This window comes from Burkholderia sp. Bp8998, from assembly GCF_003854235.1.
Classification (GTDB): Bacteria; Pseudomonadota; Gammaproteobacteria; order Burkholderiales; family Burkholderiaceae; genus Burkholderia.
This window is the reverse complement of sequence record NZ_QTQF01000032.1, coordinates 37,625-61,753: the sequence shown is the minus strand read 5'-3', so window position 1 is coordinate 61,753 and position 24,129 is coordinate 37,625. Positions and strand designations below refer to the sequence as shown.

Below are 24,129 nucleotides of genomic sequence, written 5' to 3'. Positions count from 1 at the left end.
GGAAGCAAGTTTACACTGTTGCGATGCACAAAAAAACCTCGAATCGATGAAAACAATGGTGCACACGATCGGTGCATGCGACATCCGGTGATCGTATCGACTTACCCTTACGTAACTCTCCTTCAACTCACGTAACAAAAGTACAAGAACAGCCTCATCTTTTCGGATAAAGTCGGCACCGCGTAGATCGTTGCGCCGCAATGTGAGTGAGCGTTGAAAGTAATTTCGAAGGTTCGCCGCGGGAGAGAGGCGATTCGAAACGGACGATCCCTCAGCTGTTTTGCTGACATGCGCGGCAACCGAGCGGATCTTGGGCGCGCATGACCGGCGCTCGCCCGATGCAGGTAGCCAGCGGTTCCAGTATCGGCACGCTCGAACCCGAAACAAGGATGCGCGGTTTTGCCGACAGGCGATTGCGATGGCGCCACAGACGTCGCGAAAATTGTGACCGTACAAGATACATATAATCAACGGGGCGTGCCGTTTGAAGTGCCGTGCCGCTAGCGGCGCTGGGTGGGAGGGGCGGGTCGGGGAAACGATTCGTCGTATGTGACTTTGTGTTGAATAGTGAAACGAAGCATGGAGAATCACGTCGCTGAAGGGATCGTCTGGGACGAGAGACGATACGCGCAAGCCACGCAGAACTTCATTCGGGCGTCAGACACGTTTGTTGAATCTCAGATCGTCGATCCCGTGTCGGATACAGCTTGGCTTGCACTGCAGACGGAATGGTCAAATGAACTGTCCTGCAGCCAGATGGAACGCGAATTCAATGTCCGAGCCAAGCTGTCACTGGACTGGGCTGTTGTTCCGCATGCGCTGGTCCGGACCGCGGACGGACCAGCGTTGATCTACGAGATGACCGCAGGCACGTCCCTCTCGGCGCTAGCGGGAAAACTGTCCGTTGCTCAGTTCCTCTCGATCGCGATTGGAATGGCGCGGTGCATCGCGAAGACGCATGAGCAGCGTCTTGTGCACGGCGATATTCGGACCGCGAATTTCGTTCATGAGTCGAATGGCGTCGTCCGTATTCGCTCGTTCATGCATGCATGCGATCTGACTGGCGAGCTACGTTTCAGACGACAGCCCAGCGAGGCTGCGGCGCCGTACGCCGCGCCTGAGCGGACCATGTGGGAGGACGCGTTCGACGACGAGCGAAGTGATCTGTATTCGCTTGGCGTCACGCTATTCGAGCTATTGACGGGCGCGTATCCATTCAAGGCGTCCTCGCTGGCCGAATGGTTGCATGCACATGTCGCAATCGAACCTGCGAAACCGGGCAAGCACCGGGCAGACGTGCCGCCGATACTCGACGAGGTCATCCTCAAGCTGTTGTCGAAGGATCCGAATACCCGCTATCAGACCGCCAAATCCCTTTATCACGATCTCGCGTACATCGAGGTAGCGTGGAAGGCATCGGGTGCGGCCGCACCGTTCGATCTCGCGCGTGCCGACCGCTTCTTGCAGGATGCCGGTCCCGGCGCTTTCGTCGGGCGCGAAGGCGAACTGCGCCAGCTCGTCGATGCCTATGACGATGTAGCGCTGACGGGGCGCGCGTCGATCGTAATGATCGAGGGCGGGGCCGGGCTGGGAAAGACGATGCTTGTCAACCGACTCAAGGTGCGGCTGAACCCGTCGTCGCAGTTCTGCGGTAGCGGAAAGGTCGATCAATATCAGTCTTCGCAACCGTATGCGCCGGTCGTCAGCGCGTTGCGCTCGCTATTACTATTACCTCATGCCGCCCCGCTGGATGACGATGCCCGCGTAGATTTGACGCAGGGAATCCGTGAGCGCCTGCGCGAACACGCCGGCTTGCTGGCTCAGTTGGCTCCCGAGATCGGGCAGACGATGGGCATGCAGGAAGTCGAAGCGGATGGGACCGGCACGATGCCGGTGTCGCGCGTTCACCAGATACTGGCGAGCGCATTTTCTGCCTTTGCGTCACCAGGATCGCCGCTGTTGCTTGCGATCGACGACGTTCAATGGGCCGATGACGCGACGCTCGACTTCCTCGAGGCGTTAATTGCCGATGCGCCGGCGAACCTGTGCGTTGTCATCACCTGTCGGCCTGCTGAGTCCGATCAGACAACCCGTTTTCGAACGTTCGTCGAATGTCTGCGCGGTATCTGCACGACCGCGATCGATCTCACGCCGCTGCAAGTGTCCGATGTCGTTCGAATGATCGGATCGTTTCTTAACGAACCGTTCGACCGCGTGCGCGATCTCGGTGAACTGATCCATAGGAAAGCGGAAGGCAATCCATTCCACGTGCGGCAACTATTGCGTGCGCTCTTCGACGCCCGACTGGTTCGCTTCGATGGTGATAGCCATGCGTGGACTTGGGACCGAGAGGCAATCGACCGACACCACGATGCGGAGAATGTCGTCGAATTGCTGGAGCATCGACTGGAAGGATTGTCGCCGGCCGAGCGGGATATGCTCAGTTGGCTTGCATGTATTGGGACGGAATGTGATTCCGGCCGCATCGCCCGCATACTGGGTACGGCGCGCGGCGACGTACTGTTCCGGCTGGAACAAGCGCGGCGGACGGGTTTTGTCTTGCGGCGGGGCGAGCAATGGGGATTTACCCACGACAGGATTCGGGAGGCTGCGTACGGGCTGCTCGATCCGGCTACGCGCGCGGCGCGGCACGAGCGAATTGCTGCCGCGATGATTTCGCTGTCGTCTGCAGGCAATCCGGACAACGTACTCGATATCGCAGCCCAGATCGAGCGCGCGATTTGCATCCCGGTCGAGCGCGGGCGGGCGGTTTCGTTTGCCAGCATGCTGATTCTCGCAGCGGAGCGTACCGCTGCGGCGGCCGCGCGCGACCGGACGCTTGCGTTTCTCGCATCGGCCGAGACCTTGCTCGGCAAGGCCGCCTGGAGTGATACGTACGACCTCACAAGGGCTCTGACCGTGCTGCGTTGTCGCACATTGCTTGCCACCGGCCACCTGGAGAACGCAGCACGTGAAATCGATGCATTGCTGCCCCGCATGCGTTCGGCGATCGATGCCGCGGAAGCCTATCGGCTCAAGGCGGCACTGCTGACCGTCAAGTCGGACTATGCGGGGGCCGTCGATGTCGCGCTCGAAGGCTTGAGGTCGCTCGACATCGATTTTCCCGCCCAACCGTCGACCGATGACCTGGCTGACGCGTACCATGAGATCGAGGCCGAACTTAGGGGGCGTTCGATCGCGGAGCTCGTCGCGCTCGAGAAGATGAATGATGCGCGCATTGAGGCGGCGATGAGTTTGCTGACCGCCCTTGAGGCGGCGATGTTCTATCCGAGTGCGGGGCTGACATTGCTGCAGTTAGCGACCATGGTACGGCTGACATTGCAATACGGTGTCACGGGTGCCTCCGTGCAGGGACTAGCGTGGTACGGTGTCTATATTGCGAACGCCTACGATGCGTACGAAGAGGGACTGGCATTCGCGAAAGTCGCACTTGCGCTCGTCGACAAGCATGGGTTCGAGCGCTATCGCACGGCGACTCTAGTCGCACTCGACCAGGTCAGCGTGTGGACCCAACCGCTCGCGTCTGCGCTCGATTATGCACGTCAGGCGAAGGCGGCCGGAAACGAAAGTGCGGAATTGCGCTGGCAGTGCTACAGCTGTAATCACATCGTTTCGGACTTGATCGCGATGGGCGAGACGTTGCCCCGAATCCGTGACGAGATCGAATCGCTGTTGACGATCGCGCGCGGTGCCGGTTACCACGACATCGTCGATCTGGTGGCGACTCAAGCCGAGTTCGTCGAGTCGCTCCAGACAGGCAGCGGTCGGACGATCGGAACGTGGCAATCCCGGAGCAGGGAAATTGGGCACGCCGAACGCTGTGACAAGCCCCCCATGGCCGTGTTGTCGTTCTGGACGCTCGTGCTGCGCGGACAATCCGCGTTTTTGCTCGGCGACCTGGGTACGGCCGAGTCCTCGTTCGAGGCGGCTGTCTCGCTGACCTGGTCCACGCCAGCGCATATCATGCTGTCCGATTTTTATCTGTTTGCGACTTTGACTGCGATCCATGCGAATCGGGGGCGGCTGTCGCCGGAGCAACTGCTCGCGAAAGTCACCGTTCATCGAGAACAGATGGCGACTTGGTCGGCACTGAACCCGGGTACGTTCCAGAACAAGCTGATGCTGATCGAGGCGGAGTTCGAGCGCGTGCGTGGCAACGATCTTCGCGCGATGCAGTTGTACGAGGTGTCGGCCAACATGGCGGCTGCACAAGGCTTTGTGCACGAACAGGCGCTGGCCCACGAACTGGCAAGCCGGCACGCGGCCGAGTCGTCGCTTTCCGGCGTCGCGCGCCACCATTTGCGCATCGCCCATGCGTGCTATCGGCGCTGGGGCGCGCTTGGCAAGGCGGCCCGGATTGAAGCGCAGCATTCGTTTGTCGCGACTGACGCTTTACCGGCGGTGGCGCCATTGGAGATTCAAGGCAGCACGGATCTCGATTTCATGGTCGCGATGCGTACCGCGCAATCGCTTTCCGAAGAGCTCGACCTGCAGCGTCTCGTCCAGTCGCTCATGATCAACATGGTCGTACATGCCGGCGCACAGTACGGCGTGCTGATCCTCGTGCGCAACGGTGCGCCGAGGATCGAGGCATCGGCCCGTGTCGATGGCGACGACGTGGTCGTCGATTTCACGCGGACGCGACCAGTCGACAAGGACATGCCGACATCGATGCTGAATCGCGTCATGCGAACGCGCAAGCCGCTCGTGTTTGACGATGCGTCGACGCAGGGTATGCCCGAGCATGCGGCGAGCCTGGCCGTTCGCCCGACCCGATCCGCATTCTGCTTGCCGTTGCTCAAGCAGGGGGAACTGATCGGCGTGCTTTATCTTGAGAACGCGTTGGTGCACGGCGTATTCACGCCCAAACGGACCGCGATGCTCGAGGTGCTCGCGCCTCAGGCCGCGAATTCACTTGAAACCGCACGGCTCTATACCGAACTCATCGAGGAGAATGCGCGCCGTCAGGAAATGGAAGAGGCGTTGCGGCGCGCGCGAACGGAGTTGGCTCATGCGGCCCACGTCACGGTGATGGGGGAACTCGCCGCATCGATCGCCCATGAGATCAACCAGCCGCTCACCAGCATCGTATCGAGCGCCGGCGCGAGCCTGCGCTGGCTAGGCAACGCGCAGCCGAACATTGCCGAGGCGCGGTCCAATCTCGAAGATATCCGTGCGTCAGGCGTTCGTGCGGCGGACATCGTACGAGCGTTGAGGTCGCTGGCGAAGCAGGCACCCGTCACGCTCGCGCCGGTCGTGATCGATGATCTCGTCGGAGAGATGCTGAAGCTGACGGCGATGGAGATCGACGCGAAGCGCGTCCGGCTACGAGTTCGGCTGGATAGCGGTGGCGTCGAGGTCCTGGCAGACCGGATTCAGATCCAGCAAGTCGTTCTGAATCTGATTACAAATGCGCTGGATGCAATGGACGGCGTGGAACACCCACGCCTGCTCGACGTGGCATCGACGATCGAGGCGGGCCATGTCGTTGTCAGCATACTCGATAGCGGCCCAGGGATCGACGAGTCGCTGATGGAGCGCATCTTCGCCCCCTTCTTTACGACCAAGTCGCACGGAATGGGCATGGGGCTCGCCATCTGCAAATCGATCATGGAGGTGCATGGCGGAATGTTGACCGCAACGGCCGGACCGTCCGGAGGTTCGGCATTCGTGTTCAGGCTGCCGCTTGCCGACATCGCCCGCTGAACAGACTGCCCTGGCAGCAGCCCGTTACTAATTTCGGATGTCGTGTGGTTCGACGCCGAGCGCTTGCGCCATGCGAACGAGATCGGGCAGCGTGCGCGCGCCCATCTTGCGCATCACCTGACCGCGATGGACCTTCACGGTGATTTCATGCAGGTTCAGGTGCCCCGCGATCTGTTTGTTCATCAGGCCGGTGATGACGAATCCCATGACTTCGCGCTCGCGCGGCGTCAGAGAAGCGTATGCGGCCCGCAGGCCGGTCAGCGAGCGCGCCGCATCGAGCCTCGCGGCGTCAACCGCGAGGGCGTGCGTGACGGCGTCGACAATATCCTGCTCGCGAAACGGCTTGGTCAGGAAGTCGACTGCACCGCTTTTCATTGCCTTGACGGACATCGGTACATCGCCGAAGCCCGTCATGAACAGGATCGGAATGCTCAGCCCGTTTCGCATGGCGTCTTCCTGAAAGGCGAGACCACTTTCTCCACGCAGACGCACGTCGAGTAGCAGGCAACTCGGAGTGTCCGGCCGATGGAAGGCAAGAAAGTCGCGCGACGACGCAAACGTTTCGACGTGCAGTCCGACCGAGCGCAGCAGCGAGTCGAGCGAGCGACGCAAAGTTTCGTCGTCGTCGACGATATAAACGACAGGCGGATGGTTTGGCACGTCCGGCGATATCGTGCTTGTTTCGCTTGTCATTCTGGATCCCTTCGGGGTGGTTAAACCGGCGCGCATCATGTCGCCACGGCTCCCAACGTTCTATGCAGTTGAAATATCACGGCGATTCGAGGCGGAATCAGTAGGATCCGGCGGTGCCGGAGGATGTCGCTTGGTCGACCAGATTCAACAGGTCGTCATCCGAAAAGGGTTTGCGCAGGAAATCTAAAGCACCTTGATCCAGTGCACGCTTGACGACATCGTCGTCGCGTTGGGCGGACATGATGATGACTGGCGTTCGCGCCCCTTTTTCTTTGAGCGCGCGCTGGACTTCCAGGCCGTTCATTCCTTTCATCTTGAAGTCGAGAAGAATGCAGGCGGCGTGAAGTCGTTGGTCGGAAAGCAGAAAATCCTCGCCCGACGCAAACGACAAGGCTGTATGTCCAGCCGCTTTGAGAAGGCTTTCGAGGCTTTTCCGTACCGACGCGTCATCATCGATAATGCAAACGAAGGCCATGAGCGCGAACTTTACGAGGCAAGCTGTAATAATAAAGACAGATTCGTTTCGCCGCGATTAGTCGTTCGTATAATTGCACCGAACGGAGAAACCACGCTAGCCCTGAATCGGCCGGGTTCGCGACTCGCGGCGACGTCAATATGTGACTTGCGCCACCGATGCGGCGGCAGGTGCGTAGGTTGCCGGTTCGCAATAGGGGTGATGATGTTCGAGTTCGCCGCATTCGCCAGCTTCTATCCGTCTTTTCAGAGCATAGGCCCGCGTAGGCCCCGGCAGTCGGTAGCGCTGCGATTTGGCGGTCGGGCTGGTCAGGATCAGCGACTTCTCCACCAGCCCGACGATACCACTCAGCATCCGCGCCGAGTCAAAGCGCTCACAACCGGCGACTGCGCGAGCGGTTGCGAGCTCGAATGGGCCATCGATGACAGACAAGCGGCCCAGTAGCGTTCGCTCGTCATCGTCCAGCAACCGATAACTCCAGTCAAGCGCTGCCGCCATCGTCTTATGTCGCGGCGGTGCGGCTCGCAACAGGTTGGGCAACTCGAGCAGTCGTGCATCGAGTTCGGCGCTCAACGTCGGAATCCCGAGTGAAGCGACACATGAAGCCGCCAGTTCCAGCGCGAGCGGAATGCCGTCGAGCGCGCGGCACATCGATGCGACGAGCTGCAGCGTACACGGATCGAGCGAAATGTCCGAACCCGTCGCCGTCGCGCGCTTCAGGAACATCTGGACGGAACTGCTGGCTAGCACGTCCTCGCCGGAGGCGCCCGCGGCCGGCGAATCTAGCGGAGGGATCCGGTACACCCGTTCGCGTGCGATCCGCAGCGGCTCGCGGCTTGTCACAAGGATGCGGGTGTCAGGGCGATGCGCATGAAGGTCGGTGCAGAGTTCCGCGACTTCGTCGGCGACGTGCTCGCAGCCGTCGAAGTACAGCAAAGTCGGTCGCGCGTCGAGCGTCGCAAGCAATTGGGCGAGATCAGTCGACGGCACCTTCAATGCACGTCCGGTGGCATGCAACACTGATTCGTACGGCTGTCCCTCGGACAGGTCGACCAAACAAACTGCCATGCCTGAGCCGGCCGAGAACTGCCAGGCGCATTCGTGGGCGATGGTGGTTTTTCCGATCCCGCCGGGGCCGCAGAGCGTCACGATGGCCTCGGACGTGATGGAATCGAGCACGCTGGCGATTACGGAGTCACGTCCCACGAGGGCGGAGGGCACGGCCGTGATGCGGCTCGGCATATCGATCGGGCCGCCGCCAGACGGTGCTTGTACCGGCCGGGCGAGCCTGTAGCCGCGTCCCGCGCACGTCTTGATGGTGCCATGCTTTCCCCCAAAAATCTTGCGTAGCGCCGAGATATGAACCTGGATATTGTTGTCGACGACGAAGGTGTTCGGCCAGACCTTGTCCATGATCTCGTCCTTCGAGACGAGTCGTCCGTCCGCCTTGATCAGCAACTCGAGGATGTCGAATGCCCGCATGCTGATATGGCGTGCTTCGCCGTCCACGAAAATTTCGCGGCTTTCGAGGGATACCGCTACCCGGTCGAATGTGTGCATGTTTTGCTCATTCAATGAAATAGCGCAGGCGCGCCGTCTGTTGAGCACTCGCCCGGACGCGTGGAACGCGGCCCGGTAACTTGTCGCCATCGTATTTCGGGAGCCGGTATGTCGCTATTATCCATGTGTCTAAGTTGGCTAAACCTACCGAACATGGACCAGCAAATGTCGCACTGTCACCCGGTGACCGATGGACCGGTCATGATTGTGCCGACCACGCGTCCACGCGCATCATCCGGTGGAAAATGCACGACGAGCTGGATCAGGAACTGCACGGCCACCGAACTGAAACCGATATGCAGCGAAATGGCGAGGAGAGATCCAGGCGATTGCACGACTGCCGCCACCCGGCTCACGCTCGCGCCGAGCGCTGTCGTTATCATCAGCTTGCGGTTTTAGAGCGGGGCGCCGAGCGGTTCGCTGAAGAACAGGCGAGACGCATAGTCAATCTGCGTGAGCGACACGATGAGGCTTGCCGGGTCACCCGACATGTGAAGACATGGCGCGATCATTCCGGTAATCGTTGCGCGTAGTACAGGTTTGCAACGATCGCGCCCCAACAGAGCGCGAAGCGTGTAGTGAGCCTTCGGCGAGTTTGGCGGCATGTCCTCGGGCCGCAACCGAAGTCGAATCTGCCGACATAAGGGTTCACTGAACGTAGAGCATCATACGCATCGCGGCCATTGGAGCAGTGATCGGATGGCCGCGGTGCGTGGGGCGGTAACGCATGCGTTCCGTTCTGCGCATAGTGCGTCATGCACGCAGGCAAGAGTATGGGTTGTGCGCTCCGATTGGAGCGGCGCCAGCGCGCAATCCACCAATGCCGGCAGGCAAAAGCGGGGCCGGACGCATCTGCAGCCGCGCGTGCCGGCTCCAGCGGCCCCTTGCGCGGCATCGTACGATTACGCTTGCAGGAACGCCAGCAGTTCGGCGTTGATCTGGTCCGCGTTGACGACGCACATCCCGTGCGACGCTCCGGCGATGATCTTGAGCCGGGCGTCCTTGACGATCCTGGCCGATAGCTCGGCCGAGTCATGGATCGGCACGATCTGGTCGTCATCGCCATGCAAGATCAGCGTCGGCACGTTGACCTTCTTGAGATCCTCGGTGTAGTCGACCTCCGAGAATTCCTTGACACACAGATACTGACCGTATGCGCCGCCCATCATGCCCTGGGCCCAGAATCCGTCGATCGTCCCTTGCGAGACTTTCGCACTCGGCCGGTTGAAGCCGAAGAACGGCAGTGCGAGTTCCTTGTAAAACTGTGAGCGGTTCTCGGCGACGTTCTTACGGATACCGTCGAACACCGCCATCGACAAGCCACCGGGGTTGCTCTCCGACTTCACCATCTGTGGAGGTACCGCGCCGATGAGGACGGCCTTGGCGACCCGCTCCGTACCGTGGCGACCGATGTAGCGCGCGATTTCGCCGCCGCCCGTGGAGTGGCCGACGAGCGTCGCTTCGCGCAAATTGAGGGCGTTTATCAGCGCAGCGAGATCATCGGCATAGGTGTTCATGTCGTTGCCTTGGGACGGCTGGCTCGACCGTCCGTGACCGCGCCGGTCATGCGCAATGACCCGAAAGCCGTGCTGGACGAGGAACAGCATCTGCGCGTCCCACGCATCCGCGGAAAGCGGCCAGCCATGGGAGAAGACAACCGGACGGCCGGTGCCCCAGTCCTTGTAGTAAAGCAGGGTGCCGTCGTTCGTGGTGATCGTGTTCATTGCGTTGACTCCGTGATGGGCCGAAGTGGCAGAAGAATGTCTCGTCGGACTGACGGCCGACGCGGCTGCGGGCAGTGCCGCCGACTCCAGGGCTGTGGCGCCGGCGAGCATCATGTCGCGTCGCCGAGGCGAGGGCGGGACATCAGTTTGCGGAATGCGCATCGTGGCTCCAGGTGCGTGCGGGGGATGATGTCGCGTTGAACGAGCGGGTAATGCTGCCGGCGCGGGACGATGGCACCGGGCCGGCAGTTATGCGCCGTCGGAATCGGGCATCGTCCGGATGCTGACAAGCGCGGTAGGCAGCCTAAATCGTGTTGCGGCAGCACGTACTGAGAGCCGTCTCAATTTTCATGAAAGCGCCACGGCTGCGCCGAGCAAGCGTACCGGCAAGAAAGTTTCAGAAACGGTAAAGGACGCTTCAGCGGAGTCTCGCTATCGTTGGTCCCGAATCGTCTCCATACCCTACCCGTATCGCTTCATGCCAAAAGACGCCACGAGTGATGCAGCGGTCAGGCACGGGGACGCGTCGCCCACGTCATTTGCGAGGATGCCTTGCCATGAATGAGATCAGTCGTTGGGAGCGGATGCTTACGCAGTTTGCTCCGTTGTTCGGCGCGGACGGCCATGTGCCGGTTTGCCAAAGCGTCGACGTCGCCGGACGATGCCGGCGCGACGTCGCATCTATGCAATCGCTCGGTAACGTTCGAGCGCGGAGCTCGATCGTTTCTGTCGAGCGCCAGACAGAGTCGTCGGTTCTCGTATCGTGGAGCGATCCGACGTGCTGTCGCTACGACGAGCAACGCTGGATCAGCGCGAAGTCCCGGATGCGAGCTCGCTGCGCGTTGAGTGGACACGTCATTCGCCTGGGCGATTCTGTTTACAAGCCGCAGTGGCGCGGAGCAAGGAGGCCGGCGAACGGTGCGGAGATGATTCTGACGACCGAACTGGATCGGCTTATCGTCGAACTGAGTCGCCATTGATACCCATTCAGGTCGCGGGCTAATCCGACGACCGCCAACCTGTCAGGAAATGACTATGAGTCTGTTCACGACCCCCGATGGCGTTTCGCTCTACTACAAGGACTGGGGCACCGGCCGTCCGGTTGTCTTCATTCACGGCTGGCCTTTGAATGCCGATATGTGGGATGTACAGATGCACCACCTCGCATCGCAGGGGTTTCGATGCATCGCGTACGACCGGCGCGGGTTCGGTCGGTCCAGCCAGCCGTGGCAAGGTTACGACTACGACACGCTGGCGGATGACCTCGCAGGCTTGCTCGATAAGCTGGATCTGCGTGAGGTCACGCTCGTCGGCTTTTCGATGGGGGGCGGTGAGGTTGCGCGCTACATCGCGCGACACGGGGCCGCCCGTGTGGCGAAGGCCGTGCTGATCGGTGCGGTCACGCCGTTGATTGCGCAGCGCGACGATTATCAGGAGGGCATCGCGGTCGAAGTGTTTGATGGAATTCGGACGGCAATACTCGCCGATCGCGCTACCTTTCTCGAAAACTTCTGGTCGTTGTTCACCGGGTCCAACCGAGCCGGTTCGACAGTCTCACGCGCGGCGCTCGAGGCAACCACGTACATGGCGCTGCAGGCAGGCCTGAACGCCACGCTCGATTGTGTGCATGCGTTCTCGGAAACGGACTTCCGTGCAGATCTCGACAAGCTCGATGTGCCGACATTGATCGTGCACGGCGATGACGATCAGACCGCACCGATCGAGCTTACGGCGAGAGCGACAGCGAATCGTGTGCCTCACGCAACCCTGCTCGAATACGAAGGTGGCCCACACGCGCTGTACCTGACGCATGCTGAGCAATTGAATGAAGATCTGCTTGCTTTCGTGCGAGCGTACGATTAACCGCGCTCGGTTGGGAGGTAAAAAATCAGCACGACGTGTGTCGAATTTGAACGGAAGCTGCAGCAGCATTCAAGTTCATTTTATGACGGAGATCGTTCAGCGGAACTCGATCTTTGCGTCGCGTAGCAGGTTCTGTAACGTTCGTCATAGCCCTGAGGAAACCACATGAAATCTAGCCTTCTTTCACTGTTCATTGCTGCAGTCGTTGCGGCTCCTTCGATAGCGTCCGCGTCGGTTGCGTATGCACCCGCGGAACCGGAATCTTCCGTCGTTGGCCGGAAACATAAGGATTCGGCTGTTGTTGTATCGCGCAAGAAAGCGAAAGCCACCGATCGAGCTCTTGCAAAGCGTGTGCGGAAAAGTTTCGAGCAGGATCATGCGCTGGATTCGGCGCGCATTGTGGTGTTTGCCAAAGGCGGCACGGTGACGTTGACCGGTGAGACCGCGGACGACGCGCAGATCCAGCTCGCAGAAAAGCGAGCGAGTGCGGTGCCTGGCGTGACATCGGTGAGCAACCGACTGACGCTTACCGAAGGCGGAAGCTGAGCGTTGTGCCAAACCTGATGGCGACGAGAACTCGGAGTATTGCCGGCTGGGATGGCCGTTGCGTTCGAGCGCAACGGCCTGGATGAGCAACGTCAGGCACACGGTGCGCTTTTCGAATCTGCTGCTAACAGCTGAACACGGCAAGAGCGTACATCGCATAGTCAGTGGTCGGGTCGACATCTCGGGAGTCTCCTTGATGCGAAGCGCCGGGCGACGCTCCCACGGTTGTCGCAGGTTCTGATGCTCGACCCGTCGCAAACGACTTTCCACGGGTACGTGACCGACCGCATACGGCTGCACTCGGGAACGTCATTTCGGCAGCTGGAACTTCTTGGAGAGGCTGACGAATGAGGCGCGTTCGCGTCCTTGAGAGAAGCAACGATGTCAATTCCTTGCGCCTGGAAGTTGAGACGCAATCGCTTCCCGAGGCGAATGATTCGGAATGCATCGTCGAAATTGTAAGTGCCGGTGTTGATCCAAGCGACGTGAACGCATTGCTTGGCCTCGTGCGGCACGCCGTGTGGCCGCGTACACCAGGTCGCGACTACGCCGGTCGAGTAATCGATGGGCCTCCGGCGCTTGTCGGAAGATCGGTGTGGGGCAGCGGCGCCGATCTTGGAATCCGGCGTGACGGCACGCACGCGCGCTATCTTGCAGTTCCGCTCAATAGCGTACGCGAAAAGCCGGCTAACTTGACGTTGGACGAAGCCGGGGCAGTCGGTGTGCCGTTTGTTACGGCATTCGAGGGTTTCCGTCGGGCTGGTGGGGTCAATAAGGGGGATGTGGTGCTGGTCCTCGGTGCCAACGGAATTGTCGGACAAGCAGCGATTCAACTCGCGACGATGGTGGGCGCCACCACGGTAGCTGCCGAGCGTGCAGCACCGGCCTACCTTGGTCATGCGAACAACAAGGTACGTATGATCGATGCGTCTTCGAGCGATTTCGATGCGATGGTGCGTGATGTCACACATGGACACGGTGCGGACATCGTATTCAATGCGATCGGCAGTCCGTACTTCGAGCAAGCCAATTTGGCGATGGCGGTCGGTGGTGCACAGATCTTCATTTCAACGACCGAGGGGGCGGTGCCGTTCGATATCTCCACGTTCTATCGTGACCAGCACAGCTATGTTGGAGCCAACACGCTCGGTCTCGATGCGCGCAAAAGTGCGGTCATCCTCGACAAGCTGCTTCCCGCATTTGAGCGCGGTGCGTTGAGACCCTTTCCGATCCACGACGACTACATGTTTGACCTCGATGACGCAGTGCGCGCGTATCGGACTGCATATGCCGGTGCGGCTTATCGGACGCTGCTAAAACCCTGAGCGTTGTCCGCGAATCGCGCATTGTCACTGTACATCCCCAATCCGCATTTCAAATGAGCTGCATGTGGTTGCCACGTGCATGGTTGTTATACCGAGGCGCTATCGGTCTGTCTGTCGGCGAACTGACCGGTTTGTAATTGCATACTGTCAGAAGGTGATGTGTCTGACGGTACTCGAAGATCAATGCCCGATCGCCGGACCTTCTTCCTCGTCCAGTTGATTCGTTTCATTCTCCAAGAACGATTCAGGCAGATTCAGGAATCTCGTTGTGGAATTCCCTAATCTGTCAGTGTCAATCTCGATGACTCGCAGGACATGGTGAAAAAGGCGTGCGATTAATCGAATTCGCTGATCAAGGACGACTGCAAATGGGAAAGCAAGTGCCAATACCGGAGCAACAGACGAGTTCACCGTGGCCGGTTACATCACTGGTCATCAACGGGCAGCGCACTGAACTTCGCGTTCCCCCTGACATGCCGCTCCTGTGGGCGTTGCGCGAGATCGTCGGTTTGTGCGGTACGAAATTCGGCTGCGGCATCGGACAGTGCGGTGCCTGCACGGTACACCTGGACGGAAATCCGGTGCGCTCGTGCGTTCTGCCGGTGTCTGACGTCAACGGGCCAGTGACGACAATCGAAGCAATCGGCAAAACCGATATCGGCAAGCGGGTCCAGGCAGCCTGGCTCAAGCTTGAAGTAGTCCAGTGCGGTTACTGCCAGTCCGGGCAGATCATGTCGGCTGCTGCCCTGCTGACGCGCGACCCCCATCCCGACGATTCGGCCATCGACGCAGCGATGTCAGGAAATCTGTGCCGATGCTGTACGTACCCGCGCATTCGTGCGGCAATCAAGGTGGCAACATGAAAACGTATGGGCCCGTTGACGAAGCTACCTTACCTGACATCGCACGCCGTCGGTTCTTGACGGCAGGCGCGTTGCTGGTTGGTTTTTCCCTTGCAGCGCCGGCGCGTGCGTTTATGAGAGAACCGGATCTTGCTGCTGTCGGTGCCCTCGACGCGGCGGGTACGGGTTTTGATGGTTTTGTCCCAAATGGTTTCATTCGCATCGGTGTCGACGGGCGAATCGTGCTTGTGGTACCGAGCGTCGAAATGGGGCAGGGTATCGCTACCGGCGAGGCGATGATGCTGGCCGAGGAACTCGAGGTGGAACTCGACCAGGTCGAGGTCGTGATGGCGCCCGCCGATGCTCATGCCTATACTCAGTCGCTCCTGAAAGCACAGGCCACGGGGGGCTCTACATCGGTTCGGGCTTATTTCGGTCCGCTAAGAAGTGCCGGTGCGGCCGCGCGCACAATGTTGGTAGGGGCCGCGGCCGAGCGGTGGCATGTTCCTGCAACGGAATGTTCCGTATCGCGCGCGATCATCACCCACGATCCGACCGGGCGAACGCTGTCTTTTGGAGCAGTCGCGTCGGCCGCACGCCGGCAGCCAATGCCGACGCGTGTCGCGTTGAAGCCACCTTCACGTTTCCGACTCATCGGCAAATCAACCAAGCGGGTCGATACGCCGGCCAAGGTTAACGGGACCGCTACGTTCGGGATCGATGTACATGTCGCAGGAATGCGTGTAGCCGCACTGGTGATGAGTCCGACCATCGGCGGCAAGGTCCACCGTGTCGACGACCGGGCCGTTCGGGCAATGCCAGGCGTGGTTGACGTGTTGCGAATTGACGATGCCGTAGCTGTGGTCGGTGAAAACTATTGGATTGCGCGTCGTGCACTGGCGCAATTGCAGGTCGAGTGGGAAGTAGGACCCAATGCCGCGCTGACCTCGGCCGCACTCGCGAATCAACTACGAGACGCGCGAGGTACACCTATACTCGGCAAGCAGGTCGGTGAGCCGGAACGCAAGTTGGATGAGGCTGGCGATCACCGGATCGAATCCGTTTATACGCTGCCATACTTGGCACATGCAGCACTCGAGCCGATCAACACGACGGTTCACGTGCGGTCAGACGGGTGCGATATCTGGGTCGGCACGCAGGTGCCGCAGACAGTACGTATCGTTGCTGCACAGATCACCGGTCTATCGATGGAGCGGGTCGTTGTTCGCAATCACCTGATTGGCGGCGGATTTGGTCGCCGACTGGCTGTCGATACGATCGAGCAAGCCGTGCGCTTTGCGCGCCAGGTCAGCTACCCGCTCAAGGTGATCTGGACACGTGAACAGGATATCCAGCACGATCGCTTCCGTCCTGCGTATCACGACACCATTTCGGCGGCGCTCGGAGCCGACGGTATGCCGGCGGCGTGGATACACCGCACGAGATGCTCGACCGTCCGTTCGTACTACGATCGCAAGCCCTGGCCACAGGGCCAACTCGATCATGATGCCGTGGCCGGTGCGGCAGACCTGCCTTATGAAATTGCTGCGATGCGCTCCGATTGGGTGAGGCAGGATGGGCCTGTCGCACTGAATTGGTGGCGCGGAGTCGGGGAGACTCATAACGTATTTGTTGTCGAATCCTTTCTAGACGAGCTCGCGCATGCCGCAAAACGCGATCCGATCGAATACCGCCGTGCGCTCCTGCGCCAAAACCCCCGCTCGCTAGCCGTGCTCGATCGAGCGGAAAAGGCTGCGGGGTGGGGAGACCCGCTACCATCACGCTGCGGCCGAGGTGTCTCACTGCATGACAGTTTCGGCACGCACGCTGCACTCGTGGTGGAAATCGAGGTCGATCCACAAGGCGATATTCGGTTGCGGCGAGCTACCGCGGTCGTCGACTGTGGCATCGCTGTCAATCCTGACAGCGTGGTGGCGCAAGTCCAGGGTGGCGTACTGTTCGGGCTCTCGGCTGCACTCTATAACGAGATCACGATAGAAAAAGGTGTGGTCCAGCAGAGTAACTTCCATGACTATCGACAGATCCGCATGAACGAAGTGCCTCCATTCGAGGTAATCGTCATGCCGAGCGAGGAATCGCCTGGCGGACTCGGTGAAGTTGGAACGGTCTCGGCAGCCCCGGCGCTAGCGAATGCGATCTTCGCTGCAACCGGAGTGCGTCAGCGCAGTCTGCCTATCAACAGGCTGGCGTTGGCGATCAAAGGGGAAAGTCGACGTGCGCCGTCGATCTCGGCGTTCGACGGGAGACGCGCATGATGCTCCGTCAAAAGAAATGGGTAGTCGCCATCGCCGTGGGAAGTGCAGCGTTAGCCGGCCTGGCGTCGGTGTTTTTCTGGCCGCATCGCCTTGAGCCGGTCTCGACTAGTATGGCGTTGCCGCGAGGTGATGTGTTGATAGCGCGAGGTCGCTATCTTGCGACCGCCGCTGACTGCGCTGCATGTCACACGGTACCGAACGGTCGGCCCTTCGCGGGCGGGGCGAGCTTCAAACTCCCTTTCGGCAAAATATACGCGCCCAATATAACGCCAGACAGAGACTACGGCATCGGTGCGTGGAGTGACGCGGAGTTCGTACGAGCCTTGCGTGAAGGAGTGGGGCGGCATGGCGAAGATCTCTATCCTGCGTTTCCATATACATCGTATTCAAAGCTCTCCAACGATGACGCATTGGCGATCCGAGCGTTTCTCGCAACGCTGGAGCCGGTTCATGCGTCGGCACCTTCGAATGACCTCGCCTTCCCTTTTGATCAGCGTCGATTGATGCGGGCCTGGAAGGTACTCTTCTTCGATAACAAGGCATTCATTCCTGATCCGACACGTAGCATCTCCTGGAACCGCGGAAACTATCTCGTCAATGGTCTTGCCCATTGCGGGGAATGCCATTCGCCGAGAAATATGTTGTTCGCCACGAAGACCACGGAAATGTTATCCGGTGGTGTTGTTGATGGTTGGAAAGCTTGGAACATTACTTCCGATCCGGACACTGGAATTGGTAGATGGAGCGATTCGGATCTTGTCGAGTACTTGTCGAGAGGATATGCGATCGGCCATGGCGCGGCGTCGGGTAGTATGCGAGAGGCAGTCGAGATGAGTCTTGGCCGACTACCACGACGCGACATTGAGGATATGGTGACATACTTGCGGACCGTCCCACCACGGCGTAGCGATCCGGCGGCCGCCGTTTCCGTGGCATCGTCAGTGCTTGCGCGATCGGGGCGATGGGCAACCGTACAGGGTGGTGATGGTGTCGGCAAGCGCGTATTCGAAGCTGCCTGCGTGAGTTGCCACGGTTACGATGGAGACGGGCAGCAAACGAAGCGTGCCGGTCTAGCCGGGGCCCATGCCCTTAGCGACCCGGCCGGTGACAACCTCATAGGCTTGCTGCTCGATGGGTCGCACAGCCGCGAGGACGCTCCTTCCACGTCAATGCCTGCGTTCGGTGCCGCATACAGTGATGTCGAGATTTCGGCAGTTGCAAACTACACCATCGTTCAATTCAGCGGAAAGAGAGGGCAAGTTACACCAGATCGAGTGGCTGCATTCCGAAAATAAAGCAGAGTATTGATCTGCATCAGTTCTGAACAAGCAATATCTGCCTGCTCTGTAGTCGAATATTTTTCGTCGTTTAGATGATGTTCGCTGGTTGAAGGGTTCTCGATTCATATAGAAAATTCTTCGTTGTTAAAGAAGATCTCTCACTTGAAAGATTGGTCAGGATTTTCGTTCGATTGAAATAGAAACATTGAAAAATTCTTAATCGTAAAATTAATCAATTAATTAATAATGATTAAATTTCTTGCGATTGGGCTGCGCCGTCTAATTGGCATGTAAGTTATTAATGGATGGTGCGCCCGAAGTCGGTCGTGCCCCGCATGTCTGGACAACCAGTCGCCGAAGGAGCTTCCGACGTGAAAATGCCTGTTGTCGATTCGTCCGTTATCGAGCGCCGCGCCACGATCGCGGAAGACTTGCGAGAGATCGTTGGAGAAGAATGGGTGCTAGACAGCGAGGTGGAGCGACGCCCGTACGAATGCGATGGTCTGACCGCTTACACGGCATTGCCGTTACTCGTAGTTCTCCCCGACACGACGGAGCAGATTAGCCGAATACTCGCGTACTGCCACGCCGCGCGCATCAAGGTCGTGCCTCGAGGATCGGGTACGTCGCTGTCTGGCGGCGCGCTGCCACTTGAGGACGGTATCTTGCTCGGCACCGCACGCATGAACCGTATCGTCGATATCGATGCCGCAAATCGTGTCGCGCGTGTTCAACCTGGTGTGCAGAACATCCGGGTGACCGAGGCAGTTCGTTCGCTTGGCCTCTGCTACATGCCGGATCCGTCCAGCCAGGCGATTTCGACGATCGGCGGAAACGTCGCCGAGAACTCAGGAGGGGTGCATTGCCTGAAATATGGTGTCACGTCGAATCACGTTACCGGAATGGAAATCGTGTTGATGACGGGCGAAGTGCTCAGGCTGGGCGGTGCGTTTGTTGGCGGCGCGGACGGCGAGTTCGACCTGTGCGGCGCATTGATCGGCTCCGAAGGTCTGCTGGCCGTCGTTACTGAAATTGCGGTGCGGTTGACTCCCGAACCGCCGCTAGCGCGCGTCGTGTCACTGGGTTTCGCCGATGTCGCCCACGCGAGCCGTTGTGTCGGTGACATCATTGGGAGCGGCATCGTGCCGGCCGGACTCGAATTCGTCGACCGCAGGGTGATCGGAGCGGTGGCGTCATTGCTCGGTGAAATGCCGTCCTCCGGTGTCGAGGCGTTGTTGCTGTGCGAACTTGATGGTACCGAAAGCGAGGTGGATGCGCTGGTCGAGGAGGTCGAGCGCATCGCCCGCAACGCTGGTGCTGTCGACCTGAAGGTCAGCCGGACAGAAGCTGAACGCGAACGTCTGTGGCGTGCCCGCAAGCTCGCATTCGGTGCGATGGGAAAGATCGCGCGGGACGTCTACGTGACGGACGGGACGATTCCCCGCCGCCGCCTTGCGGAGATATTGAGTCGGATTGAGGAATTGTCGAAACGCCATGGGCTCGAGTACGCAAACTGCTTTCACGCGGGCGATGGCAACTTACATCCGATGGTGTTGTTCGATGCCGCCATTCCCGGTGATCTCGAGAAGGCAGAAGCATTCGGCGCGGATATTCTTCGAGCCTGCGTCGATCTCGGTGGTGTGCTGAGCGGTGAACATGGCATTGGTGTCGAGAAGCGTGATTTGCTGAATTACCAGTTCGACCCGAACGACATTGCACAGCAGCAGCGGCTCAAGTGTGCATTCGATCCGAATGAGTTGCTCAACCCCGGCAAGGTGTTCCCGACAGCCTGTCGTTGCGTCGAATTAGGCCGCGCCCGTATGCGCGACGGCAACGTGCGCTTTGCCGATGTTCCCCGCTTTTAGGATATGCAAATGGTACCGACCGACAATCGCCTAATTCTAGATCGAATCTGCCCGCGTGATGCGGAAGACCTAGTCGACATCGTCGCCGACGCGGATAGTCATGGCCGCTCCTTTGAGATCGTCGGAGGCGGGACAAAACGTGGATTCGGCGAACCGATTAGCGCCGACGCGCTGTTGGATTTGTCTTCAGTTTCCGGGATCGATTTCTACGAGCCCGAGGAACTTGTGATCAAAGTGCGCGCTGGCACGCCGATCGAGGTGGTGCATGAGGCTCTGGCCGCGCACCGGCAACAGCTCGCGTTCGAGCCCCCGGATTACGGCGCGTTGTTTGGTGAACAGGCGGGACGCAGCACGATCGGCGGTATTGTCGCCAGTAATCTTTCCGGACCGCGCCGCGTATCTTCGGGTGGGGTGCGCGACGCGGTGCTTGGCGTGGAGGGTGTGAACGGTCGAGGAGAGGCTTTCAAGGCAGGCGGGCGTACCGTCAAGAATGTGACCGGCTACGATTTGCCTCGGCTGATGGCAGGTTCGTTCGGAACGCTGGCTGTGCTGACGACTGTCACCTTGAAACTGCAACCGGCATGGTCGGACGAGATCACTTTGCTGATCGACGGGATCGACGACGAGACGGCGATCGAACTGTTGACTGATGCGCTGCAGTTGCCTTTCGACGTTAGTGCCGCAGCTCATATCGGCGGCGCACGTCGTGAGGCGCAGACCACAGCTTTAAGGCTTGAAGGTTTCGGTGTGTCGTTGGCGGCACGTGCGAAGGAGCTCATGAAGCGTCTGGGGCGATCCTTCACTGTTCAATCGATAGGCACCGACGCGAGTCGTGGATTTTGGCGCGCGTTGCGCAATCTGCAGGTGTTCGCTGACGACCCTAACGCATGCATATGGCGCCTCATGCTACCTGGCACGCAAGCGGCGGGAATCGTCGAATCAATGGGGGGCGACGCGATCTACGATTGGGGCGGCAGCCTTGTGTTCCTGCGAACCGACGGGGCAGATGTTGCAGTCCAAGCGGAGCCGCTCCGGCGCGCTGTTGATGCAGTAGGCGGTCGAGCCTGTTTGTTGCGAGCGCCTGCGACGCTGCGGCGCACGGTCGGCGCGTTTCATCGTCGTCCGGCAGCGCTGCGCGCACTCGGTGAACGTGTGCGCGGGATCTTCGATCCGAATCGAGTGCTTAATCCAGGCCGGCTAGTACCCTTCGATACGGGAGTGGCGTGACATGAGAACCCGCATTCGCGACACCGTACTAATCGACCCTGATATCGCGCTGTCGAACGACATCATCCGCAGTTGCGTACATTGCGGCACTTGCCTTTCGCACTGCCCAACCTATCAAGTTCGCCACGACGAGAACGACAGCCCGCGTGGGCGCATCGTCTTGATGAGGAACATGTATGAGTCGGGCGGCGCCCCGGACCCGAAGACAGTCGAGCACCTCGATCGCTGCCTGACTTGTCTCGCGTGCGAGGCAATCTGTCCGTCCGACGTACAGTATTCGAAGTTGATCGCACATGGCCGCGAGTACGTTGAGAGCCATTATCGTCGGCCGCTCGTGCATCGCGCGATCCGCCGCGCACTGGCCGGACTGATTCCCAGGCGCGGAATGTTTCGTGCCGCACTGGCTGTCGGTCGGCTGTTCTGGCCGCTGAGGTCGGTGTTCGGCGGCACGCCGCGCGCGATGCTGGAGATGACTCCTCGCAAGCCCCTCCCGAAGGCAAGCCCAGTCGACCGACCACAGGTGTTTCCCGCGCAAGGGCCGCGGCGTGCGCGCGTGAGTTTGCTGAATGGTTGTGTGCAAACTGTACTGGATCCTGCCATCAACGAAGCGACGATCAGGCTGTTGCAGCGGCACGGTGTCGAAGTCGTTATCGCGCGAGGTGCCGGGTGCTGTGGGGCACCGGCCGAGCACATGGGGCATGAAGTGCAGGCACTGCAGCTGGCAAAGTCGAATATCGATGCATGGTTGCATGAGGTCGACGGGCCGGAGGGGCTCGACGCCATCATCGTCAACACGTCTGGATGCGGTACGTCGCTCAAGGCTTACGGTCATGCATTGCGGCTTGATCCTGCGTGGAAGGATAAGGCGGCGCGCATCAGCGCACTTGCCAGGGACATTTCGGAGTTCATGACGCAGGTCGGACTTCGGACGCCAGTTATCGTGCCTGGGTTTCGAGTTGTCTATCACGCGGCGTGCTCGATGCAACACGGTCAGCGGATAGTGCATCAGCCGATCGACTTGCTGAATGCCGCGGGGTTCGACGTCGTCCAACCGTCGGACTACTTCATGTGCTGCGGGTCGGCCGGTGTTTACAACCTGCTGCAACCCGAGATCGCGAACGAGTTGAAGCGGCGCAAGGTCGCGGCGATCAGTGCAACAGGCGCCACAATTGCAGCGAGCGGCAACATCGGTTGCATGACCCAGCTTGCTGACGCGGTCAGCGTGCCGTTCGTGCATACAGTGCAGTTGCTCGACTGGGCCACTGGTGGGCCGTTGCCCGGAGCATTGCAAGACATCATCAAGACGCGCGGCTCGTACCACGCCGAATAATGATGTCTCGGCATGCCGGGGATGGGGGGCACACCGTCGGCTGCGCTGGTGATATGCCTAGAGAGGATTTTGACCATGTAACCGACATCTTCTCAGATGTCGAATAAGGAGCATGCTATGCGATTTGCTGCGTATGAAAAGAACGGTTTTCGTGGTTTGGCCGTCGAACGAAATGGGGAATGGTTCGGCCCATCAGCCGAGGATTCGGACGCTCCCAGGGATCTGGACACGATGCTGGCGCAGGGTGCCGATCTTGTCGAGGCAGCTGATCGCCTCGCGCGCGGAGCGCGAATCGATCTCGACTCGGTGCGTCTGCTGCCGCCATTCACGCATCCAAACAAGATCTTGTGCGTGGGGCTGAACTACCTTGACCACTCGAACGAAACAGGTTTTGCGAAGCAGACATATCCGACTGTATTCGCCCGGTTTACGTCGAGCCTGATTGGACACGGCGAACCAATAACGCTGCCGACGCAATCCACTCAACTCGATTACGAGGGCGAGCTTGCAGCAGTGATCGGGAAGGGCGGCCGCGGAATCTCGCGTGAGCGGGCACTCGATCACGTAGCTGGCTATTCAATCTTCAACGATGCGACGCTGCGTGACTATCAGTTCCGTACGCCGCAGTGGACGATGGGCAAGAACTTCGATGGAACAGGGGCATTCGGGCCGTGGTTCGTCACTGCGGATGAATTGCCGGCAGGCTGTGAAGGATTACGGATCCAGACACGCCTGAACGGGGAAGTCGTCCAGGACGCGTCGACGTCCGACATGATATTTGATGTTGCGACGCTGGTCGCATTGTTGAGCGACGTGATGACGCTGCAACCCGGCGATGTGATCGTCACCGGGACGCCGGCCGGGATCGGGATGGCGCGCGATCCTCAGCTCTGGATGAAATCTGGTGACGTATGCGAAGTCGCAATTGAACGGCTTGGCGTGTTGCGCAACCCGGTTGCATCGGCTGCCGTCACCCACAACTGATCGAACATGTCGGGCATGCCCTGTGTAGATTGACTGTCGCCGCATCATACGCATGATCGGATTCCGACTGCGTGTGAGCGGCGATGCCAGCGCTCTGGAAGTGGCGTCTGCTGGTTTTCTACGTGGCGCGTTCACCCAAGTTCTTCGAAGGGCGTCTCTGGCACCTGTATCGCCCGGCCGCCGGATTCAGCCCCGCTGCCCCTGAAGCGTCGGAATTAACGCTGTCATTGGGAGCGCATGTAGCAATCTTCGCGATCCCGTGTGTGACCCGACGGTATCGATGACGGTATCTCTACAATGGCCGTTATCGAGATGTGCGGTCTTCGTGGATCTTCAACGAAAACAAGCCTTGATTTTCCGGTGCGGCCTCTCCAGTGCCGGCAACAGCCGGCAGGATTCTTCGGTATCTTTG

Annotated in this window: 16 protein-coding genes and 1 pseudogene; 12 read left to right on the top strand and 5 right to left on the bottom strand. The window is 59.7% G+C overall.

The window, feature by feature from the left end; all coding sequences use genetic code 11:
• Window positions 1-579: 579 nt before the first annotated feature.
• Entirely contained in the window at window positions 580-5,727 is a 5,148-nt protein-coding gene (locus DIE06_RS27385; protein WP_124664060.1) for an ATP-binding sensor histidine kinase, read from the top strand.
• 27 nt (window positions 5,728-5,754) lie between these two features.
• On the opposite strand, the gene DIE06_RS27380 is transcribed toward DIE06_RS27385, so the two are convergent.
• The 5 genes and pseudogenes from DIE06_RS27380 to DIE06_RS27360 all read right to left on the bottom strand — a co-directional run bounded on the left by DIE06_RS27380 (window position 5,755) and on the right by DIE06_RS27360 (window position 10,341).
• On the bottom strand, window positions 5,755-6,420 hold the full coding sequence (locus DIE06_RS27380) for a response regulator transcription factor (protein ID WP_124664059.1): 666 nt from the start codon (window positions 6,418-6,420) through the stop codon (window positions 5,755-5,757).
• A gap of 97 nt (window positions 6,421-6,517) precedes the next feature.
• Complete coding sequence (locus DIE06_RS27375) at window positions 6,518-6,895, bottom strand: response regulator transcription factor (RefSeq protein WP_124664058.1); 378 nt, start codon at window positions 6,893-6,895, stop codon at window positions 6,518-6,520.
• A 135-nt stretch (window positions 6,896-7,030) separates the two neighbouring features.
• A complete protein-coding gene (locus tag DIE06_RS27370) occupies window positions 7,031-8,545 on the bottom strand; it encodes a winged helix-turn-helix domain-containing protein (protein ID WP_124664057.1) in 1,515 nt (504 codons plus the stop codon).
• A gap of 104 nt (window positions 8,546-8,649) precedes the next feature.
• Window positions 8,650-9,097: pseudogene (locus DIE06_RS39135) on the bottom strand (MFS transporter); the annotation flags it as partial.
• 260 nt (window positions 9,098-9,357) lie between these two features.
• Complete coding sequence (locus DIE06_RS27360) at window positions 9,358-10,341, bottom strand: alpha/beta fold hydrolase (RefSeq protein WP_124664055.1); 984 nt, start codon at window positions 10,339-10,341, stop codon at window positions 9,358-9,360.
• A 395-nt stretch (window positions 10,342-10,736) separates the two neighbouring features.
• Between DIE06_RS27360 and DIE06_RS27355 the strand changes: the two genes are divergently transcribed.
• From DIE06_RS27355 to DIE06_RS27305, 11 genes are all read left to right on the top strand, one after another.
• Window positions 10,737-11,159: a DUF3331 domain-containing protein gene (locus DIE06_RS27355; RefSeq protein WP_124664054.1), complete on the top strand. Its 423-nt coding sequence runs from the start codon at window positions 10,737-10,739 to the stop codon at window positions 11,157-11,159.
• Window positions 11,160-11,214: 55 nt separating this feature from the next.
• Window positions 11,215-12,042 carry an alpha/beta fold hydrolase gene (locus DIE06_RS27350; RefSeq protein WP_124664053.1) on the top strand — a complete coding sequence of 276 codons (828 nt, stop codon included), beginning with the start codon at window positions 11,215-11,217 and terminating at the stop codon, window positions 12,040-12,042.
• A 165-nt stretch (window positions 12,043-12,207) separates the two neighbouring features.
• On the top strand, window positions 12,208-12,588 hold the full coding sequence (locus tag DIE06_RS27345; protein WP_124664052.1) for a BON domain-containing protein: 381 nt from the start codon (window positions 12,208-12,210) through the stop codon (window positions 12,586-12,588).
• Window positions 12,589-12,935: 347 nt separating this feature from the next.
• Window positions 12,936-13,913, top strand: coding sequence for a zinc-binding alcohol dehydrogenase family protein (locus DIE06_RS27340; RefSeq protein ID WP_124664051.1), 978 nt, complete (start codon window positions 12,936-12,938; stop codon window positions 13,911-13,913).
• Between the two features lie 368 nt (window positions 13,914-14,281).
• The gene (locus tag DIE06_RS27335; protein WP_124664050.1) at window positions 14,282-14,776 is read left to right on the top strand and encodes a (2Fe-2S)-binding protein; all 495 of its coding nucleotides are present in this window, start codon (window positions 14,282-14,284) and stop codon (window positions 14,774-14,776) included.
• Window positions 14,728-17,031, top strand: coding sequence for a xanthine dehydrogenase family protein molybdopterin-binding subunit (locus DIE06_RS27330; protein ID WP_260433783.1), 2,304 nt, complete (start codon window positions 14,728-14,730; stop codon window positions 17,029-17,031). Before DIE06_RS27335 ends, DIE06_RS27330 begins: the two co-directional genes overlap by 49 nt.
• A complete protein-coding gene (locus tag DIE06_RS27325; RefSeq protein ID WP_260433782.1) occupies window positions 17,028-18,326 on the top strand; it encodes a c-type cytochrome in 1,299 nt (432 codons plus the stop codon). Before DIE06_RS27330 ends, DIE06_RS27325 begins: the two co-directional genes overlap by 4 nt.
• Window positions 18,327-18,688: 362 nt before the next feature.
• On the top strand, window positions 18,689-20,176 hold the full coding sequence (locus tag DIE06_RS27320) for an FAD-linked oxidase C-terminal domain-containing protein (RefSeq protein ID WP_260433788.1): 1,488 nt from the start codon (window positions 18,689-18,691) through the stop codon (window positions 20,174-20,176).
• A 9-nt stretch (window positions 20,177-20,185) separates the two neighbouring features.
• Window positions 20,186-21,403, top strand: a complete 1,218-nt coding sequence (locus DIE06_RS27315) for an FAD-binding protein (protein ID WP_185733489.1) — start codon at window positions 20,186-20,188, stop codon at window positions 21,401-21,403.
• A 1-nt stretch (window position 21,404) separates the two neighbouring features.
• Window positions 21,405-22,733, top strand: a complete 1,329-nt coding sequence (glcF, locus tag DIE06_RS27310) for a glycolate oxidase subunit GlcF (RefSeq protein ID WP_124664047.1) — start codon at window positions 21,405-21,407, stop codon at window positions 22,731-22,733.
• A gap of 117 nt (window positions 22,734-22,850) precedes the next feature.
• On the top strand, window positions 22,851-23,717 hold the full coding sequence (locus DIE06_RS27305; protein ID WP_124664046.1) for a fumarylacetoacetate hydrolase family protein: 867 nt from the start codon (window positions 22,851-22,853) through the stop codon (window positions 23,715-23,717).
• Window positions 23,718-24,129 lie beyond the last annotated feature (412 nt).

What these genes read in the sequence shown, in the direction of transcription:
- glcF (WP_124664047.1), top strand. Translation starts at nt 21,405, where the DNA reads ATGAGAACCCGCATTCGCGACACCGTACTAATCGACCCTGATATCGCG.
- DIE06_RS27345 (WP_124664052.1), top strand. Translation starts at nt 12,208, where the DNA reads ATGAAATCTAGCCTTCTTTCACTGTTCATTGCTGCAGTCGTTGCGGCT.
- DIE06_RS27335 (WP_124664050.1), top strand. Translation starts at nt 14,282, where the DNA reads ATGGGAAAGCAAGTGCCAATACCGGAGCAACAGACGAGTTCACCGTGG.
- DIE06_RS27330 (WP_260433783.1), top strand. Translation starts at nt 14,728, where the DNA reads ATGCTGTACGTACCCGCGCATTCGTGCGGCAATCAAGGTGGCAACATG.
- DIE06_RS27340 (WP_124664051.1), top strand. Translation starts at nt 12,936, where the DNA reads ATGAGGCGCGTTCGCGTCCTTGAGAGAAGCAACGATGTCAATTCCTTG.
- DIE06_RS27305 (WP_124664046.1), top strand. Translation starts at nt 22,851, where the DNA reads ATGCGATTTGCTGCGTATGAAAAGAACGGTTTTCGTGGTTTGGCCGTC.
- DIE06_RS27360 (WP_124664055.1), bottom strand. Translation starts at nt 10,341, where the DNA reads ATGCGCATTCCGCAAACTGATGTCCCGCCCTCGCCTCGGCGACGCGAC.
- DIE06_RS27350 (WP_124664053.1), top strand. Translation starts at nt 11,215, where the DNA reads ATGAGTCTGTTCACGACCCCCGATGGCGTTTCGCTCTACTACAAGGAC.
- DIE06_RS27355 (WP_124664054.1), top strand. Translation starts at nt 10,737, where the DNA reads ATGAATGAGATCAGTCGTTGGGAGCGGATGCTTACGCAGTTTGCTCCG.
- DIE06_RS27320 (WP_260433788.1), top strand. Translation starts at nt 18,689, where the DNA reads ATGCCTGTTGTCGATTCGTCCGTTATCGAGCGCCGCGCCACGATCGCG.
- DIE06_RS27325 (WP_260433782.1), top strand. Translation starts at nt 17,028, where the DNA reads ATGATGCTCCGTCAAAAGAAATGGGTAGTCGCCATCGCCGTGGGAAGT.
- DIE06_RS27315 (WP_185733489.1), top strand. Translation starts at nt 20,186, where the DNA reads ATGGTACCGACCGACAATCGCCTAATTCTAGATCGAATCTGCCCGCGT.
- DIE06_RS27380 (WP_124664059.1), bottom strand. Translation starts at nt 6,420, where the DNA reads ATGACAAGCGAAACAAGCACGATATCGCCGGACGTGCCAAACCATCCG.
- DIE06_RS27375 (WP_124664058.1), bottom strand. Translation starts at nt 6,895, where the DNA reads ATGGCCTTCGTTTGCATTATCGATGATGACGCGTCGGTACGGAAAAGC.
- DIE06_RS27370 (WP_124664057.1), bottom strand. Translation starts at nt 8,545, where the DNA reads ATGGCGACAAGTTACCGGGCCGCGTTCCACGCGTCCGGGCGAGTGCTC.
- DIE06_RS27385 (WP_124664060.1), top strand. Translation starts at nt 580, where the DNA reads ATGGAGAATCACGTCGCTGAAGGGATCGTCTGGGACGAGAGACGATAC.